14 protein-coding genes are annotated in these 14,878 nt (G+C 44.3%); 5 read left to right on the top strand and 9 right to left on the bottom strand.

Features of this window, described 5'->3' with window-relative positions; all coding sequences use genetic code 11:
* The coding region (locus tag AB4263_RS21940; protein ID WP_372098896.1) for an Ig-like domain-containing protein at positions 1-764 on the bottom strand (764 nt) is incomplete at its 3' end.
* A gap of 444 nt (positions 765-1,208) precedes the next feature.
* Between AB4263_RS21940 and AB4263_RS21935 the strand changes: the two genes are divergently transcribed.
* From AB4263_RS21935 to AB4263_RS21920, 4 genes are all read left to right on the top strand, one after another.
* A complete protein-coding gene (locus AB4263_RS21935; protein ID WP_372098897.1) occupies positions 1,209-2,474 on the top strand; it encodes a TolC family outer membrane protein in 1,266 nt (421 codons plus the stop codon).
* Entirely contained in the window at positions 2,474-3,091 is a 618-nt protein-coding gene (locus AB4263_RS21930) for an OmpA family protein (RefSeq protein ID WP_017062306.1), read from the top strand. Before AB4263_RS21935 ends, AB4263_RS21930 begins: the two co-directional genes overlap by 1 nt.
* A gap of 135 nt (positions 3,092-3,226) precedes the next feature.
* The gene (locus tag AB4263_RS21925) at positions 3,227-3,577 is read left to right on the top strand and encodes a DUF2750 domain-containing protein (RefSeq protein ID WP_017062305.1); all 351 of its coding nucleotides are present in this window, start codon (positions 3,227-3,229) and stop codon (positions 3,575-3,577) included.
* A gap of 162 nt (positions 3,578-3,739) precedes the next feature.
* On the top strand, positions 3,740-5,719 hold the full coding sequence (locus tag AB4263_RS21920; RefSeq protein WP_372098895.1) for a diguanylate cyclase: 1,980 nt from the start codon (positions 3,740-3,742) through the stop codon (positions 5,717-5,719).
* A gap of 7 nt (positions 5,720-5,726) precedes the next feature.
* Here AB4263_RS21920 and queC read toward each other — a convergent pair whose 3' ends face one another.
* Together queC and queE are read right to left on the bottom strand one after the other, a co-directional pair.
* Entirely contained in the window at positions 5,727-6,422 is a 696-nt protein-coding gene (gene queC / locus AB4263_RS21915) for a 7-cyano-7-deazaguanine synthase QueC (RefSeq protein WP_004733611.1), read from the bottom strand.
* 58 nt (positions 6,423-6,480) lie between these two features.
* Positions 6,481-7,149, bottom strand: a complete 669-nt coding sequence (gene queE, locus AB4263_RS21910; protein WP_346762947.1) for a 7-carboxy-7-deazaguanine synthase QueE — start codon at positions 7,147-7,149, stop codon at positions 6,481-6,483.
* Between the two features lie 184 nt (positions 7,150-7,333).
* Here queE and AB4263_RS21905 point away from each other — a divergent pair, with 184 nt between their 5' ends.
* Entirely contained in the window at positions 7,334-8,143 is an 810-nt protein-coding gene (locus AB4263_RS21905; RefSeq protein WP_017062301.1) for a Cof-type HAD-IIB family hydrolase, read from the top strand.
* A 100-nt stretch (positions 8,144-8,243) separates the two neighbouring features.
* On the opposite strand, the gene AB4263_RS21900 is transcribed toward AB4263_RS21905, so the two are convergent.
* From AB4263_RS21900 to prpF, 6 genes are all read right to left on the bottom strand, one after another.
* Entirely contained in the window at positions 8,244-9,656 is a 1,413-nt protein-coding gene (locus AB4263_RS21900) for an NUDIX domain-containing protein (protein WP_372098894.1), read from the bottom strand.
* 86 nt (positions 9,657-9,742) lie between these two features.
* Complete coding sequence (locus AB4263_RS21895; RefSeq protein WP_372098893.1) at positions 9,743-10,222, bottom strand: N-acetyltransferase family protein; 480 nt, start codon at positions 10,220-10,222, stop codon at positions 9,743-9,745.
* Positions 10,223-10,444: 222 nt separating this feature from the next.
* Positions 10,445-10,846, bottom strand: a complete 402-nt coding sequence (locus AB4263_RS21890) for a glycine zipper domain-containing protein (RefSeq protein WP_017062298.1) — start codon at positions 10,844-10,846, stop codon at positions 10,445-10,447.
* A gap of 236 nt (positions 10,847-11,082) precedes the next feature.
* On the bottom strand, positions 11,083-11,529 hold the full coding sequence (locus tag AB4263_RS21885) for a hypothetical protein (RefSeq protein WP_050648228.1): 447 nt from the start codon (positions 11,527-11,529) through the stop codon (positions 11,083-11,085).
* Positions 11,530-11,676: 147 nt separating this feature from the next.
* Positions 11,677-13,581, bottom strand: coding sequence for a propionyl-CoA synthetase (locus AB4263_RS21880; protein ID WP_017063816.1), 1,905 nt, complete (start codon positions 13,579-13,581; stop codon positions 11,677-11,679).
* Positions 13,582-13,699: 118 nt separating this feature from the next.
* Complete coding sequence (gene prpF, locus AB4263_RS21875; protein ID WP_017069365.1) at positions 13,700-14,872, bottom strand: 2-methylaconitate cis-trans isomerase PrpF; 1,173 nt, start codon at positions 14,870-14,872, stop codon at positions 13,700-13,702.
* Between the last annotated feature and the right edge of the window lie 6 nt (positions 14,873-14,878).

Raw genomic sequence — 14,878 nt, 5'->3', positions numbered from 1 at the left:
ACGCCTGGCGCACCCGCCGCTGTGGTATCTAGAGTGAACGTCAGCTCGCTGCTGCCTGATGTATTACCCGCTGCGTCGGTTTGACGAACGGTGATCGTGTTGTCACCTTCCGTTGGTACGGGTGCGGTTGTCGTCCAGTTTCCGTCAACGAGGTATTCGACTGTCGCACCCTCTTCTGTGCCGCCGACTGTGAAGCTGCCGTCGTTGGTTAAGAAGTCATCCGCCGCTGAGCCAGAGTCCGTATCAAGTGTCAGTGTTGGCGCATCTGGAGCTGTTGTGTCAACTATGGTCTCGCTGTCTGTGCCTAGGCTATCCGGTTGGTCAACCGAACGGAAAGCATCAAGAAGACTCAAGCTTTGAGTACGAGACATTCCCAGCGCTTCAAAGCCCGTCGTTACAAATTCAGTACCTGGAATGGTTTCTTCACCGTCGCGCTCAATAGTCCCGCTACTTACTAGGCTTGAACCACTTTCACCAGCTGCCGTTGCAAATTCTTCGCCTAGCTCCGTCGGATCCTGACCTTCTTCTAAAGCCGCAAAGATATTTGCAATGTCTTGGTCTAGTTCAACTTCACCGCCATCTTCAGGCGAAAAACGCTTGACTGAAATTGGAGATTCAGAGTTTTCGCTCTGGGATTCAAGAATGACATCCCCTGCTTGTAATGGCTGGCCGTCTTCTAGGACTTTAATTGTACCATCTACCGAAACAACAATGCGTTGACCAAGTGCCAATGCACCGCTCGCATTCAATACTGTCATGTCCATATAAACCCCTAAAACTCATTTTTCAATCAAAACGTCAAAATAGTGACATTGTATTTATAATATTAGGTAAAATATAACACCTAACACCATATAATTCATAGTTATGAATGCACATTTTAACAAGGTCGTATACACCATGATGACAATGGTCACACTCATCAATACTTAAAGCGCTCTTAAATTTAATATAAGTTATTGTGCTAACGAAAAATAATTGACATATTAATAGGTGTTCTAAGTGCATTAAAACATCACAATACGCACAGTGATCGGTTAACAAATTTACAACCATTTGCGATCGCCAGTTGTAGCGATCGTAATTTTTTTGGCGGTTCATCTGAATTTTGTATATCATCGTGCAAAATTAAGACTCAGGTGTGACTCATTTTGGAGAGATGCAAATTGAATAGGATTCAAACGACGACCTTAGGGCTAGCTATAGCAATGACCTTTCCAGCTGCGGCACAAACTCTTGAGCAAGCCGTTGCGTTTACATTAGAAAGCAACCCTGAAATCAAAAGTGCTTATAACGAATATATCAGTAAGCGTTATCTTAACGACGCTTCTGGTGGTGCTTATCGACCAAGTATAGACCTAGATGGTGGGATTGGTTATGAGCATACCGATCTAGTGACCAATACAAATTCAACAGATCTGACGCGTAAAGAAGCGACGATTACTTTGACTCAGTTAATATGGGATGGCGCTAATACATCCAATGATATTGACCGTACTGCGGCTGATGCAGAGTCCGTGCGCTATCAACTACTATCTAACGCGCAAGACATCGCTTTAGAAGTAACAAAGGTTTATCTTGATGCAGTGAAAGCCTATGAAGTGCTTTCTCTTTCGGAAAGTAACTTAGCGACGCACAAAGAGATATATAACGATATTCGTAAGCGCGTGGAATCAGGTATTGGTTCAACCGCAGATATGTCACAAGTTGAAGCTCGTATTGCGAAAGCGCACGGGAATTTGCTTGCTGCTCAAAACAACCTTTTTGATACGCATACTCAGTTTAAAAGACTTGTTGGTCAATCTCCTTTAGGGTTAACTTTCCCTCGCGCAGATGCGGGTGCAATTCCTTATACCGTTGATGGTGCGTTGGCAAAAGCGTTTAACCAGCATCCAGTCATTAAGATTGCACAAGCCGATGTTGACTCAGCGAAGTTCCAATACAAACAATCTAAGAGTACCAACTACCCGACTGTTTCTTTTGAAGCCGCTCAAACTTGGCGTGATGACGCCGGTGGTACAGAAGGCAGCAGCGATGAGTTTTCTGCCATGGTTCGTTTAAGATACAACCTTTACAATGGTGGTTCGGATCAAGACCGCACAGAAAGTGCAGCCTACCAACTCAACAAAGCCAAGGACCTTCGCGAAAGTACTTACCGCAATGTAGAAGAGAGTCTACGTCTATCATGGAGCGCACTTGATTTAACGGTTCAGCAAAAAGAGTTCCTATCTGACCACGTAGACTCGGCATCAGACACGGTAATCTCATATGAGAAACAATACCGTATCGGTAAACGTACCCTTCTCGACTTACTTAACACTGAGAATGAATTATTCGAAGCTCGTAAAGGCTATTTAGATGCTAAGTATGACGAGCAATACGCAAAATATCGCGTAATGAACGCAACTGGTAACCTACTCATCGGTTTACGAGTTGAGATCCCAGAAGAATGGAATGAAAAGGTGGAATATTAATGAAGCTTACCAACACAGTATTATCGCTTTGCTTCATGGTTGTATCTGCCAATGCTTTAGCTGAAAACAACGAAGATGAATTCGAATATCGCGCTCTACCGCCGGTCACTCAAATTTACGATCTTCAAGATGATGACAATGACGGTGTAATAAACGCGCGAGATTTATGTCCCGATACACAAATTGGTGCCGAGATCGATAACGACGGTTGTGGATCATATTTCGAGTCATCGGAAAAGAAAGAGCTGCATATACTCTTCGCTAATAATTCAACGGAAATAAACCCTGTCTTTCTAGGGCAGATACGCCAAATGGCGGCATTTTTAAAGCGCTACGAAAGTACCAGCATTGAATTGCAAGGTTATGCCAGCAAAGTAGGTAACGCGGAACATAACCTAAAGCTTTCGAAAGAACGTGCATCACATGTAAGACGAGCGCTAATTAGCAACGGTATTCAGCCATCTAGAGTCAGCATCGTAGGTCATGGTGATTCTGAATTCAGCAGTGATGACACCCAAATCAATCACGCACTACATCGAAAAGTTGTTGCTTCCGTTGTTGGATTTAAGGGTAATATCAAAGAAGAATGGCACATCTTCACCAAAATTAAAAAGTAGGCGTACCCAGCTTTTACCATACTGAAACGTTATCTTAAGTTAACGTTTCAGTATGGTGATAATTCCTTGAATAGCATATACCTAAGCCGTCTATAATGTTAATCTTGCCACGTTATCAACATAGAGAATTAATCCATGAGCAAACTAACAGCTGATACTCAAGCAAATCTAGAACTTTTCGTTTCTGAAACACAAGAAACTAAACTGGTATGGGGCCTTCGCAACGAAGAAGGTTGGCTAGCATGTGACTCAAGTGAATTCGAAAACAGCGAAGTGATGCCATTCTGGTCTTCAAAAGAAGATGCTCAAACTCACAACGTTGAAGAGTGGGCTGACTTCGAAGTATTAGAAATTCCACTAGATATCTTTGTAGAAGATTGGTTACTGACTCTTGCTGAAGACGGCGTTCTTGTTGGTACTAACTGGAATGCAACATTAGAAGGCAAAGAACTTGAGCCTTCTGACCTAGCGAAATTATACATCTAATTTCCGATATCGGTCGCACGATTCGCGCGACCGATATACCTCTGATTAGTATCAATAAATTAGAGACCTACCTCGCATAACCACGTAGTCGCACCATTCAAAATTTGAAGCAACATCAAACTAATAATAGAATATCGTTCTTTATCTGATTGATCGTCTCTTGTGAATCACTTCGTTTTTGTTACCTTTCTACTATTCATTAGCTTTTGTTCTTATAGCCAAGTATCAACATCAGATCGTGACCACAATTCACCAGTCTATACCTCCAATCTAAGCTCTACTTCAAATGCTGATTGGAACGCGCTTTATCTCTCTACTTTAAACCACTCTCCTGAGCGCGCATTAAACATGCTGCAAACACGCTACATCGGCTCAACGGTTTATGGAGATAAGCTTTACCTTGCGTCTCTTCTGTATCAATACATGAGCCACCGAGATCAGCCGTTCTACGGAATCGCTTCAAACGACAATGACTACCAAGCGATAGAAACAGCGTTTATTTCTGCTCTGAGGAAAGACGGCAAAGGCCAATATGAACAAGCACAACAAGGCTTTCTAACACTTTTGGCGAAAATGCAATCTCGCAGTGATTTAACTGGTAAAGCCTTACTAAAGTACCAGCTATGCCGATCGCTTAACGAGCAAGCTAAATACCATCAAGCGAACTATTACTGCTCTGCCCTTCAGTCAGATTTACATGACATCGCTGACCCTGTATTACCAAAATTCGGGACTTATCGAGTCATCGCGAACAATCACCATTTCCGCAGTGACTATCAAGCAGCACTAGATACCTACCTATCACTAATAAATGTGTTTCCACAAGGACATGATATTTCAGGGGTTTACAACGATGTGGGTAACTTGCTCAAAGAATTAAAGCAATATGAAAAATCGGCGGAGTATCTAGAGCAAGCTCTCATTCTCAGAACAAACGCTTCAGATTTAATGAAAGCACAAGTGCATCACAGCCTTGCGGATCTCTACCTCAACCAAGAGCAAAGTGACCTAGCAATTCATCACTTTCAGACAGCAAGAACACTGTTGAGCTCATCGTCGCATAGTTACGGTATCGCACTCACAAGTCTTGGCTTAGGAAAGGCGTACACTCAAACGAAAAACTATGATGTGGCGAGAGCCTTCCTAATCGAGTCTCTTTCAGCTTCGAGCGAACTGAGTAATGATGTCATTCGCATCAATGCTTACTTGGCGATCAGCGACATGTTCGAAGAACAGAAATTGCCAACGGAAGCGCTCAACTATGCTCAACAAGCGCTAGAAATAGCAGAACAAGTCACAAGGCATAAATACATCGCGCAGTCACTTCTGCAGCTTTCTGATATTCATCAATCACTCGGCGATTACCAACAAGCTTTCTATTTCTACCAGCGATACTCGTCAATGCAAATGGAAGCTAGAGACATCGATAATCGACTCGCACTCGAAGCGCTCGGCCTGACGCACGCCAAATATGAGCAGGAACTGGAAAGCTCTTTCCTGACACATCAAACGAAACTCGACCGCGTTCAAATTGAAAAAATGGAACATCAAAGGTGGATATATAACATCGTTGTTATTCTATTGCTTTGCGCTGCAAGCTTCACGGTATTGATAAACAAAACGGTTCGCGCAAAAGCAGCAATTGATGGCTTAACGAAAGCATATAGCCGAACTGAGATAATTCGAAGAATCAAAAGAGTGAAACGCTGTAAAGGGACGGACAAACAGCATGTGCTCGTGCTGCTCGATCTCGATAAGTTTAAGAAGATTAATGATGAGCATGGGCACCCTACTGGTGATCGGGCACTGGTCCATATTAGTGATCAAATTAGAAAACACTTAGTGAATGGTGAATTGTTTGGTCGCTTAGGGGGTGAAGAATTTGTCATCATGTTAACCGATACCCCACCAGCAGAGGTACGAGAACGCGTTGAAGAGTTGCACTACGCAATTTCAAGCACTGTCTTTTTATCAGAAAGCAAAAAGTCACTTAATGTGACCGCGAGTTTTGCTTATCTAGCAACCTCAAACGCATTAAGTGACTTTGATGACTTGTATTCAGTGCTTGACCAAGCACTCTATCAAGCCAAAAGCAACGGCCGAAACTGCATCATTGATGCTTACAACGAACCAATTGATTGACCTGAGGTTATTTATTCTCAGTCTGTTTGCGAACCAACTCAGCCATAATACCTTCACGATCACCTAGGTAATCGTTAAGGCCAACTTTACGCAGTTCACACGCTGGGCAATCGCCACAACCATCCCCGACAATGCCATTGTAACAAGTCAGTGTTTTATTTCGAACAAGCTCAAGTGCTGAGTACTGGTCGGCCAACGCCCATGTTTCAGCTTTGTTGAGCCACATTAACGGTGTTTTAATATCCAGCGGCTTGTCCATACCTTGTACAAGCGCAGAGTTCATCGCTTTCACAAAGTCATTACGACAATCAGGGTAGCCTGAGAAATCAGTTTCACACACGCCCGTGATTACGGTATTTGCACCGATTTGGTAAGCGTAAATACCCGCTAGAGTCAGAAATAGAATATTACGACCAGGAACGAATGAATTCGGCAGCCCATTCTCTTGCAGCTCATGAGACACAGGAATATCGTCACGAGTCAAAGAGCTGATAGCCAGTTCATTCAACAGAGTCACATCCATCACTTTGTGCGCTTTCACACCAAGCTCTTTCGACAATGACTCAGCAACTTCAATCTCGAGTCTATGGCGCTGACCATAATCAAACGTAATCGCATGAACTTCATCATACTCTTTTAATGCTTGAACAAGACACGTTGTTGAGTCTTGACCACCACTGAATACTACCACTGCTTTTTTCATCTTAAATCCTTACGAGAACCTTCTACTAGCGACTTATCTTGCCCAGTAAAAATACAACCTATGCGATGCTCAAATATTTGTGAGTTTGTATTGATAAGCGCCAATTGCGCTCAATGCAGGTATCAATACAAAGCTGAGTAGCGCGGTCTTTTTGGCTGATTGGTTGCAGAGCGATAACAGTGTCGTTAGGAACTGCTGCTCGCTCCAATAAACCGTCAAGTTGTTCGATGTCTTTGCTTGTACCTACTGGATGCTTAATTTCGTTAGCACGTTGCAAGGCGCTATCTAAGATTTCCAGTTTCGCTTTCATCGCCACTTTCGGTGACACCGTAACCCAAGTGTCCGGTGTGGCTTTAACTTCTGATGTTCCGCTAGTCTCAATCTGACAGCGACAACCGTGCTGCTCAAACGCTTCAGTAAGAGGAACAAGATCATAAATGCATGGCTCACCACCAGTAATCACAATGTGCTTAGCAGTGTAACCTTGCTTGATATATTCATTCACGATTCCTTGAGCATCGATTGCTGACCAAGTAGGTGAATCTTCTGTCTTAACCATAATATCGCCAAGGCTGGTTTCCTCTTCTGGCAACGCTTCCCAGGTCTGCTTGGTATCACACCAAGAACAGCCCACTGGGCAAATTTGCAGACGAACAAAAACAGCGGGAACGCCAGTAAACACGCCCTCACCCTGAATGGTTTCAAACATTTCATTAATCTTGTACAACTTTCCCTCAGCTCAATCATTTGATGAAATTAATCAACCGCAGACCTTAAAGCACTTCCCCCTTTTGGTCAAACAAATGAGTACTGATAAATGAGTTGATCAAAGCCCTAGCCTGAACTTTCAAGTTCCCTTATCCTTTCGCCCATAGATTTCGTTAGCTTTTAATTTTTTAGTAAGGAACAACATGTACAAACTGATTGCTCTTGATATGGATGGCACACTACTCAACAGTGAAAAAGTGATTTCTCAAGAGAACAAAGACGCAATCGCCAAAGCACGAGCTGCAGGTGTGAAAGTAGTTCTCGCTTCTGGTCGCCCTTTAGAAGGCATGCAAAGCAAATTAGATGAGCTTTCGATTGACGGCGAAGATGACTTTGTACTCTTCTACAACGGCTCTATGGTTCAGAACGTATCGACAAAAGAGATCATTCACAGTGAGATCAGCAACGGTAAAGCCGCAAAAGAGATTGCTGCCCTCGCTGAACAGCTTGGTGGTTATGTCCATGCTTTCAGCAAGATCCACGGCTTAATCACACCTGAGAACAATGAGTACACTGGTATTGAAGCGCGTATTAATTGCTTAGATATAACCGAGTTCGACTTTTCTCAACTAGAAGATGACCACGAAATCATCAAAACTATGATTGTCGCTGAACCAAGCAAGCTGACTGAAATCATCGGTAAGTTGCCACAAGAGCTTAAGACTCAGTTTACTATCGTACAAAGTGCACCATTCTTCTTAGAGTTCCTAAACCCGAAATCAAACAAGGGTGTCGGTATTGAAGCGATAGCGAAACACTTAGGCATTAAAGCGGAAGAAGTCATCTGCATGGGTGATGCTGAAAACGATCACCATATGCTTGAATACGCAGGCCTTGGCATTGCAATGGAAAACGCAATGGAAGAAACCAAGAAACTGGCGGATCACATCACAGCTAGCAACGACGACCATGGTGTAGCGGTCGCGATTGAGAAGTTTATCTTCAACTCATAAACGCTCAACAGGTTCTAATAAGAATTACTTTTTGCTTGTTTCAGAAATGACAAAGGCTGTGCACTGCACAGCCTTTTTGATTTTGTGTTAGTCGAGTCGCTTACTCTCTTTTCCATGGCAGACGAAATGCCACCACACCAAACAGAATCAAGATTGGGAAACGTAACGTTTCAACAATAAATGAAGCAATACCGCTGAAAGAGACAAAGCTTCCAGCCCAGCTAATCAGCAGATTTCCCGCTAACAACATCGCCATCACTCCAAGAACGATCTTGAATGAGAACTGACCAACCAAAGGTTTCGAGTCTGTTAACGTCACTAGGCATGCAATCGTCATCAAAATCGCCACCCAGAACGAGAATGTTGGCAGTGGCCATATCACCGTCAGAACAATCGACAGTAAGCACAATGCCCACCAAACACCTTTAGAACTCAATAAGGCGCTAATATCAACATCCGGTTTCGCGTCTAATCTCACGATATGCCACGTCGTTAAAGCGCCTAATACGCCACCCATTAATACATCACTAAAAAACGCACTACCTGAATAAGACTTAAATAGCATGATCCACAGCAGGCCAGCGAGCACTATCAAAATCGATTTTTGCTCCAAGAGGCGCTTTAGTTTCCAAGAGACTAACAAGGTTAAACTCACCCACAAGCCAGCCAATAAACTTGGAAAGCTATACCCACTGCTCATCACTAGCTTCAATGTTGGTAAGTAAGCATGCGGACGTGGAAAACCAAACCCTTGATGGGCGATTAAAGTGAGCAATGTCACCGAGATCAAAGTGAAGCCAAACTTCAACGCGAAGTTACGGCCAAAATGCCAAGCAATTAGCGGCAATATCACGATGAAAATCCATGGCTTCGCTAACGAGTCAGTTAAAAGCACAGTATTCGCAAACACGCTTGGCATCTTATCGAACGCGTTTTGAAGCGACACAATCCAATTTAATTCAACTTGATGGACTTTCGGTGCCGCGCCCACCAGCTCAGTCACATACGTCACAGGTTGATCTGTCGCGGATAGAAAGAACTCGTTAATCTCAGACCATTGCTCTGGATAACGGTATTGATTGGCTTGCAACTCCGTAGGTGGCAATAACATCGCTCGGCTGACTTCCACGCCATAATGAGGAGCAAACCAAATCGGCAGCTCAAAGCCACCTAACTCATTTCGAGCCTTGTAACTGATCACTTCAGAGTCAGAAATACAATCAAACACGACGGCACTGTCGGTATAACCTAGCACATCACCGACCGTTACCGACAAACCAGCCTCTTCCCACGTTTCACGTTGCGCCGCGACGGCTGGCGGCTCACCTGAAACAACAGTGCCTCCCGGTAGAGACAATTGACCGGTGATCAACTCATCAACCAACACGATTTGGTTATCAGCACGTACTACACACAAGGCGCCCGCGATATGATCGGGCAAAGTGTCGTTTGTCCAAGCGGAAGTAGTACTCAAAAGAGACAGTATGAAAACTAATAAATATCGAATAACCAACGAGTTTACCTAAAAAATAATAGAAGAATATTGAAGACTGCTGTTGCAGTTGAACTATTGTAATCAAAGCCACACAAAATCGCTGTCTACGTTTTGTGCAAAGCCTTCCTCATCCATTGAATGTGAGGTATGAACCCCATTTTTTGATAGAAGTCCTTGGCAGGCGAGTTAAAGTCCCAAACTTCTACAAAGACTTGTTCAACCCCATAATCATCAAAAGTACTTTCAACTTTGTTAAACAACTTTTCAGCAATCGATTCTTTTCGATAATCAGGCAAGACAAACAGCTCATCGACACTACCCATCGGCACTGGTTTACTCACCGTTGAGATAAGCTCACAAAAATGCCCAGAGATAAAGCCAACAATGAGCTCACCTTTTAATGCCACATAAACCAAACATTCAGGATCATCCAAGTATCGTGCAATGCTTTTTTCCTGCTCAATCTCTTCTGCCGTTTTAAAGTGCTCTGGACTAGCAAGGTGGTGGTGGTGGTGGAGATCGAACATTAACTCGTTAAGTTGTTCCAAATCCGCGTGCTTTGCGGCCCTTAAGGTGACATTCATGACTATTGCGCTTCTCAAACCAAATTAATATCTAAACTGAGTCTAGTTTACTTGGCGTGAGTATCTATACAAGTTATTGAATTAATTCATTGTTTGAAGTGTGTATTTTAGATACAAAAACGGCCACATTACGTGGCCATTCTGTTTGAATGATTTTGAATTAAACGAATATCGAAGCTATGGGTTTTTGCTGTGGCTGTGGCTTTTGCTGTAGCTTCAGCTTTATGCACCGTTATCTTCTTTCTCTTCTTTGAGATCAGCAAGCTGTTGTTCTAGTTCAATAAGCTTAATTTCCGCCTCTACTTCAGCAACTCGCTTTTCTGCATCGGTGCGATTGTCTTGCGCTAGACCATCAGCAGTAACTTGGGTTCGTTGTGCGTTTCTTGCATCGTCCGTATCTTTCATTGAACCCGCAACGCCACCAGTAACACCACCTAATGCAGCGCCCTTCACCGCTAAACTCGCATCTCCAGTTAGAGCGCCTGCTGTCGCTCCTAATAAAGCACCACCTACAGCACCACGATTACGTGCGGCATTCTCATTTTCGTTATCCATTGCTGGTGATGCGCAACCAGAAAGAGTCACAATCAGTGTTGCTAAAAGAAAAGGTTTAGTGAATTTCATAGGAGTCTCGCTTAGTTCTTCGTTTTGAGTAGAACCATCTTAAGCAGAGCCGTTAATAAGATAAATAAAGCCACGTTTAGACGATACATCATGTTCAGCTATGTATTATTCAGCCATCGCATAACTGATTAATGATATATAGCTTTGAGCTCGCTTTATCCTCACCAACAAAAAAGGCGACCAATAAGGTCGCCTCAATCGCGCTTTCTCTATAATTCTTGCCTTTCACATATCTCTTAGCCTTTAGACCAAAAGTTTTGCATGTTTGCTACGCTAGGTGGTGGCCTAACACCACAATCTCGATAATGATTTTTATCGCCGATCCCCAGTATCTTGCCATTTTCGTCATCAATCATAGCCGCAACTTTAACACCGTCTCCCACATGGCGAGTTAACACGACAATTTCACCAGCTCTTTCAGACCTTACTGCGCCTAAGATTTGATATTCGTAGCGGCCTTTCCTTGAATTAACGATCATCTTCGAGTTAATAGGGTCGGCTTCATATCCCACACCAATATCAAAAACCGCTTGATAGAGATCGACGCCAGTCTTTGATACACATTTAAATACCTTGGGATGACTCAAAGGTTCTAACAACGCTCTACTCGCTTCATCCTTTGAAATACTGGCACTAGCAGCACCACTGACCAATAAAGCAATCAACAAAAAGTAAGCTCGCATAAAAAGACCTCAATATGTGGGATTCATAATGAGGTCATAGTAAACGCAATGGATAAGCGGATGAATAAAGTAGAGTTTAGGTAAACCATCACGCCGGATTATGTATAAATCAACAAGCCGAAGGTGAGATTACCTAAACTGCGACGTCTATTTGCCGAGCTTTTCAGCAATTTCAGTTAAGCTGGTAGGGTCGTCAATAGTTGAAGGCACCACATATTGTTCACCTTCTGCGATCTGCCGGATCGTTCTACGTAAGATCTTACCTGAGCGTGTCTTAGGTAACCTCTCAACAACCAAGGCTTGCTTAAAACAAGCTACCGCGCCGATCTCATTACGAACCTTGCCAACCAATTCCCTTTGCAACTCAATGCCATCGACTTTTACGCCATCTTTTAACACAACTAGACCTAAAGGAAGTTGTCCTTTCAAGTCATCGTGAATCCCGACTACCGCACATTCTGCAATGGCTGGGTGACCACCCACGATCTCTTCCATTTCTCCAGTCGACAGACGGTGTCCCGCTACGTTTATCACATCGTCGATACGACCCATAATAAATAGATACCCATCTTCATCGAGATAGCCACCGTCCCCAGAAACATAATAGCCTGGGAATTGGCTCAGATAGCCAGATTCAAATCGATCATGATTACGCCAAACCGTTGGCAGACAACCGGGTGGTAGTGGACGTTTGAGTGCAACAAAGCCTTGCTGATTAGGCTGTGCCGTTTCACCCAATTCATTAAGAATCTCGACTTGGTAACCGGGCACAGGCTTAGTTGAAGAACCTGCTTTCACTGGCAAAGATTCCAGCCCTGTCGGATTGGCAGAAATAGCCCAACCCGTTTCGGTTTGCCACCAGTGGTCAATAACCGGTTTATTGGTATGAGACTCAACCCAATCCAATGTTGGCGGGTCCAAACGCTCTCCCGCCATAAAAATCGACTTGAGCGATGATAAGTCATACTTGGTGAGCAACTCGCCTTCAGGATCTTCTTTCTTGATTGCTCTAAACGCGGTTGGCGCAGAAAACAATACATCGACGTTGTACTCTTCACACACACGCCAGAATGCGCCGGGATCTGGTGTTCTTACTGGCTTGCCTTCAAACAAAATGGTCGTACAGCCATGAATCAATGGCGCATACACAATATAGGAATGCCCCACTACCCAGCCGACATCAGAAGCCGCCCAAAACACACCATCTTGCGGCATATCGTAGATAGTGCTCATCGAGTATTTCATCGCGACCGCATGACCACCATTATCGCGCACCACGCCTTTTGGCTTACCCGTCGTCCCTGATGTATACAAGATATATAGTGGGTCAGTCGCTAGAACAGGCACACATACGTGAGGCAAAGCATCCTCAACAGCTTGCTGCCAAAGTACATCACGTTCGTTGTTCAATTCGGCTAGAGACTGCTCTCTTTGGAATACCACCACTTTCTCAGGCTTCCATCGGCTGTCCATGATCGCGCGATCGACCATCGGCTTATATGGCAGGACTTTATTTATCTCGACACCGCAGGATGCAGTAATCAACACCTTGGGCTCGGCATCTTCAATTCGAACGGCAAGCTCATGAGGGGCAAAACCACCAAACACCACCGAATGCACCGCACCTAGTCGTGCACAGGCCAACATTGCCATCGCCGCTTCAGGAATCATTGGCATGTAGATCACCACACGATCACCTTTGGTAACGCCTTGCGTGGCTAACATACCAGCGACTTTAGCCACTTGGTTACGCAATTGATTGTAAGTGTACGAGGATTGAGTTCCTGTAACTGGAGAGTCGTAAATCAGTGCGGTATTGTCACCTCGCCCATTTTCACAATGATAATCCAGCGCGAGCCAGCAGGTGTTCATCACCCCATCAGGAAACCAACGCTCAATTCCGTTATCGTCAGTTTGTAATATCGTTTTTGGTGGTTCAAACCAATCTATCGCTTGTGATTGTGTTTCCCAAAACGAATTTGGGTCTTCCCTCGCCCATTGATACTCGGTGATGTAATCTGTTTTTCTAGTCATTCGATTCGTAGCAGACATAGTGCCTCCTCCATGATTTATCCATTAGTCCAAGCGACTAGCTTTTAACAGTTTCACTTGGGTGCACTCTTTTCTCAGCGTTGTATTCGTGAACATTTAACCGTTCACGACAATCGCTTTACTTGGGAAAAGGCACACGAATGGCACCTTCCATGATCACTCGGGCACTACGACTCATAATCGCCCTCTCTATTTTCCACCCACTTTCGGCCTGCAGCGCTTTCGCACCTACCTTTAAGGTTCCTGACGGGTGTCCAAAGGTCACGAAATCACGACTTCCCTCACCGGCTGCCAAGTTCACTAAGGTGCCAGGAACACTTGCCGCTGAAGCAATCGCAACCGCAGCCGTACCCATCATGGCATGGTGCAGTTGCCCCATAGACAAAGCACGCACCAGAAGGTCAGTATCTTCGACAGCAACCGATTTACCACTGGAAGCTTGGTACGCTTGAGGCTTAGCAACAAACGCGACTTTAGGTGTATGTTGACGTGATTCAGCTTGTTCTAAAGAATCAATAAGACCCATTGCTACTGCACCATGTGCTCGTATGGATTCAAACAGAGCCAAGGCTTTGGTATCACTATTGATATCTGATTGAAGTTCAGTGCCTTGGTAGCCAACCGATTCAGCATCAACAAAAATGGTGGGTATCCCAGCATTAATGTATGTCGCTTTGATGCAGCCCAGATCGGGAACATCTAAAAAATCGACAACATTCCCTGTTGGGAACATAGAGCCACTCGCATCGGCGGGGTCTAGGAAATCAACTTGGATCTCAGCGGCGGGGAAAGTCACACCGTCGAGTTCAAAATCACCTAACTCTTGAACTTCGCCACCAGCGATAGGTACATGAACAATAATGGTTTTCTCTATGTTCACTTGCCATACTCGCACCTCGACCACACCGTTTTCTGGAATACGATTCGAGTCGACTAGGCCACTATGAATAGCAAATGGGCCCACTGCAGCAGACAGATTGCCGCAGTTACCGCTCCAATCAACGAACGGCTTGTCTATTGCTACTTGGCCGAATAGGTAATCAACATCGTGATCGGCTTTACTACTTTTCGAAACAATAACGGTTTTACTGGTACTGGATGTTGCACCACCCATGCCATCGGTTTGTTTGCCATAAGGATCTGGACTACCAATCACGCGCAGAAGTAATGCGTCTCGAGCTTCTCCGGCAACTTGCGCAGCCTCAGGTAAGTCACTTAAGTTGAAGAAAACGCCTTTGCTTGTTCCGCCCCGCATGTAGGTAGCAGGTACTTTTATCTGTTTATTTGTCATCATAAG

The organism is Vibrio sp. 10N.261.55.C5 (genome assembly GCF_041470505.1).
In the GTDB taxonomy this organism is placed as follows: Bacteria; Pseudomonadota; Gammaproteobacteria; order Enterobacterales; family Vibrionaceae; genus Vibrio; species Vibrio crassostreae_C.
This window is presented reverse-complemented; position numbering and strand designations above follow the sequence as displayed.

What these genes read in the sequence shown, in the direction of transcription:
- AB4263_RS21935 (WP_372098897.1), top strand. Translation starts at nt 1,209, where the DNA reads ATGACCTTTCCAGCTGCGGCACAAACTCTTGAGCAAGCCGTTGCGTTT.
- AB4263_RS21930 (WP_017062306.1), top strand. Translation starts at nt 2,474, where the DNA reads ATGAAGCTTACCAACACAGTATTATCGCTTTGCTTCATGGTTGTATCT.
- AB4263_RS21925 (WP_017062305.1), top strand. Translation starts at nt 3,227, where the DNA reads ATGAGCAAACTAACAGCTGATACTCAAGCAAATCTAGAACTTTTCGTT.
- queC (WP_004733611.1), bottom strand. Translation starts at nt 6,422, where the DNA reads ATGAAAAAAGCAGTGGTAGTATTCAGTGGTGGTCAAGACTCAACAACG.
- AB4263_RS21905 (WP_017062301.1), top strand. Translation starts at nt 7,334, where the DNA reads ATGTACAAACTGATTGCTCTTGATATGGATGGCACACTACTCAACAGT.
- AB4263_RS21895 (WP_372098893.1), bottom strand. Translation starts at nt 10,222, where the DNA reads ATGAATGTCACCTTAAGGGCCGCAAAGCACGCGGATTTGGAACAACTT.
- AB4263_RS21890 (WP_017062298.1), bottom strand. Translation starts at nt 10,846, where the DNA reads ATGAAATTCACTAAACCTTTTCTTTTAGCAACACTGATTGTGACTCTT.
- AB4263_RS21885 (WP_050648228.1), bottom strand. Translation starts at nt 11,529, where the DNA reads ATGCGAGCTTACTTTTTGTTGATTGCTTTATTGGTCAGTGGTGCTGCT.
- AB4263_RS21880 (WP_017063816.1), bottom strand. Translation starts at nt 13,581, where the DNA reads ATGTCTGCTACGAATCGAATGACTAGAAAAACAGATTACATCACCGAG.
- prpF (WP_017069365.1), bottom strand. Translation starts at nt 14,872, where the DNA reads ATGACAAATAAACAGATAAAAGTACCTGCTACCTACATGCGGGGCGGA.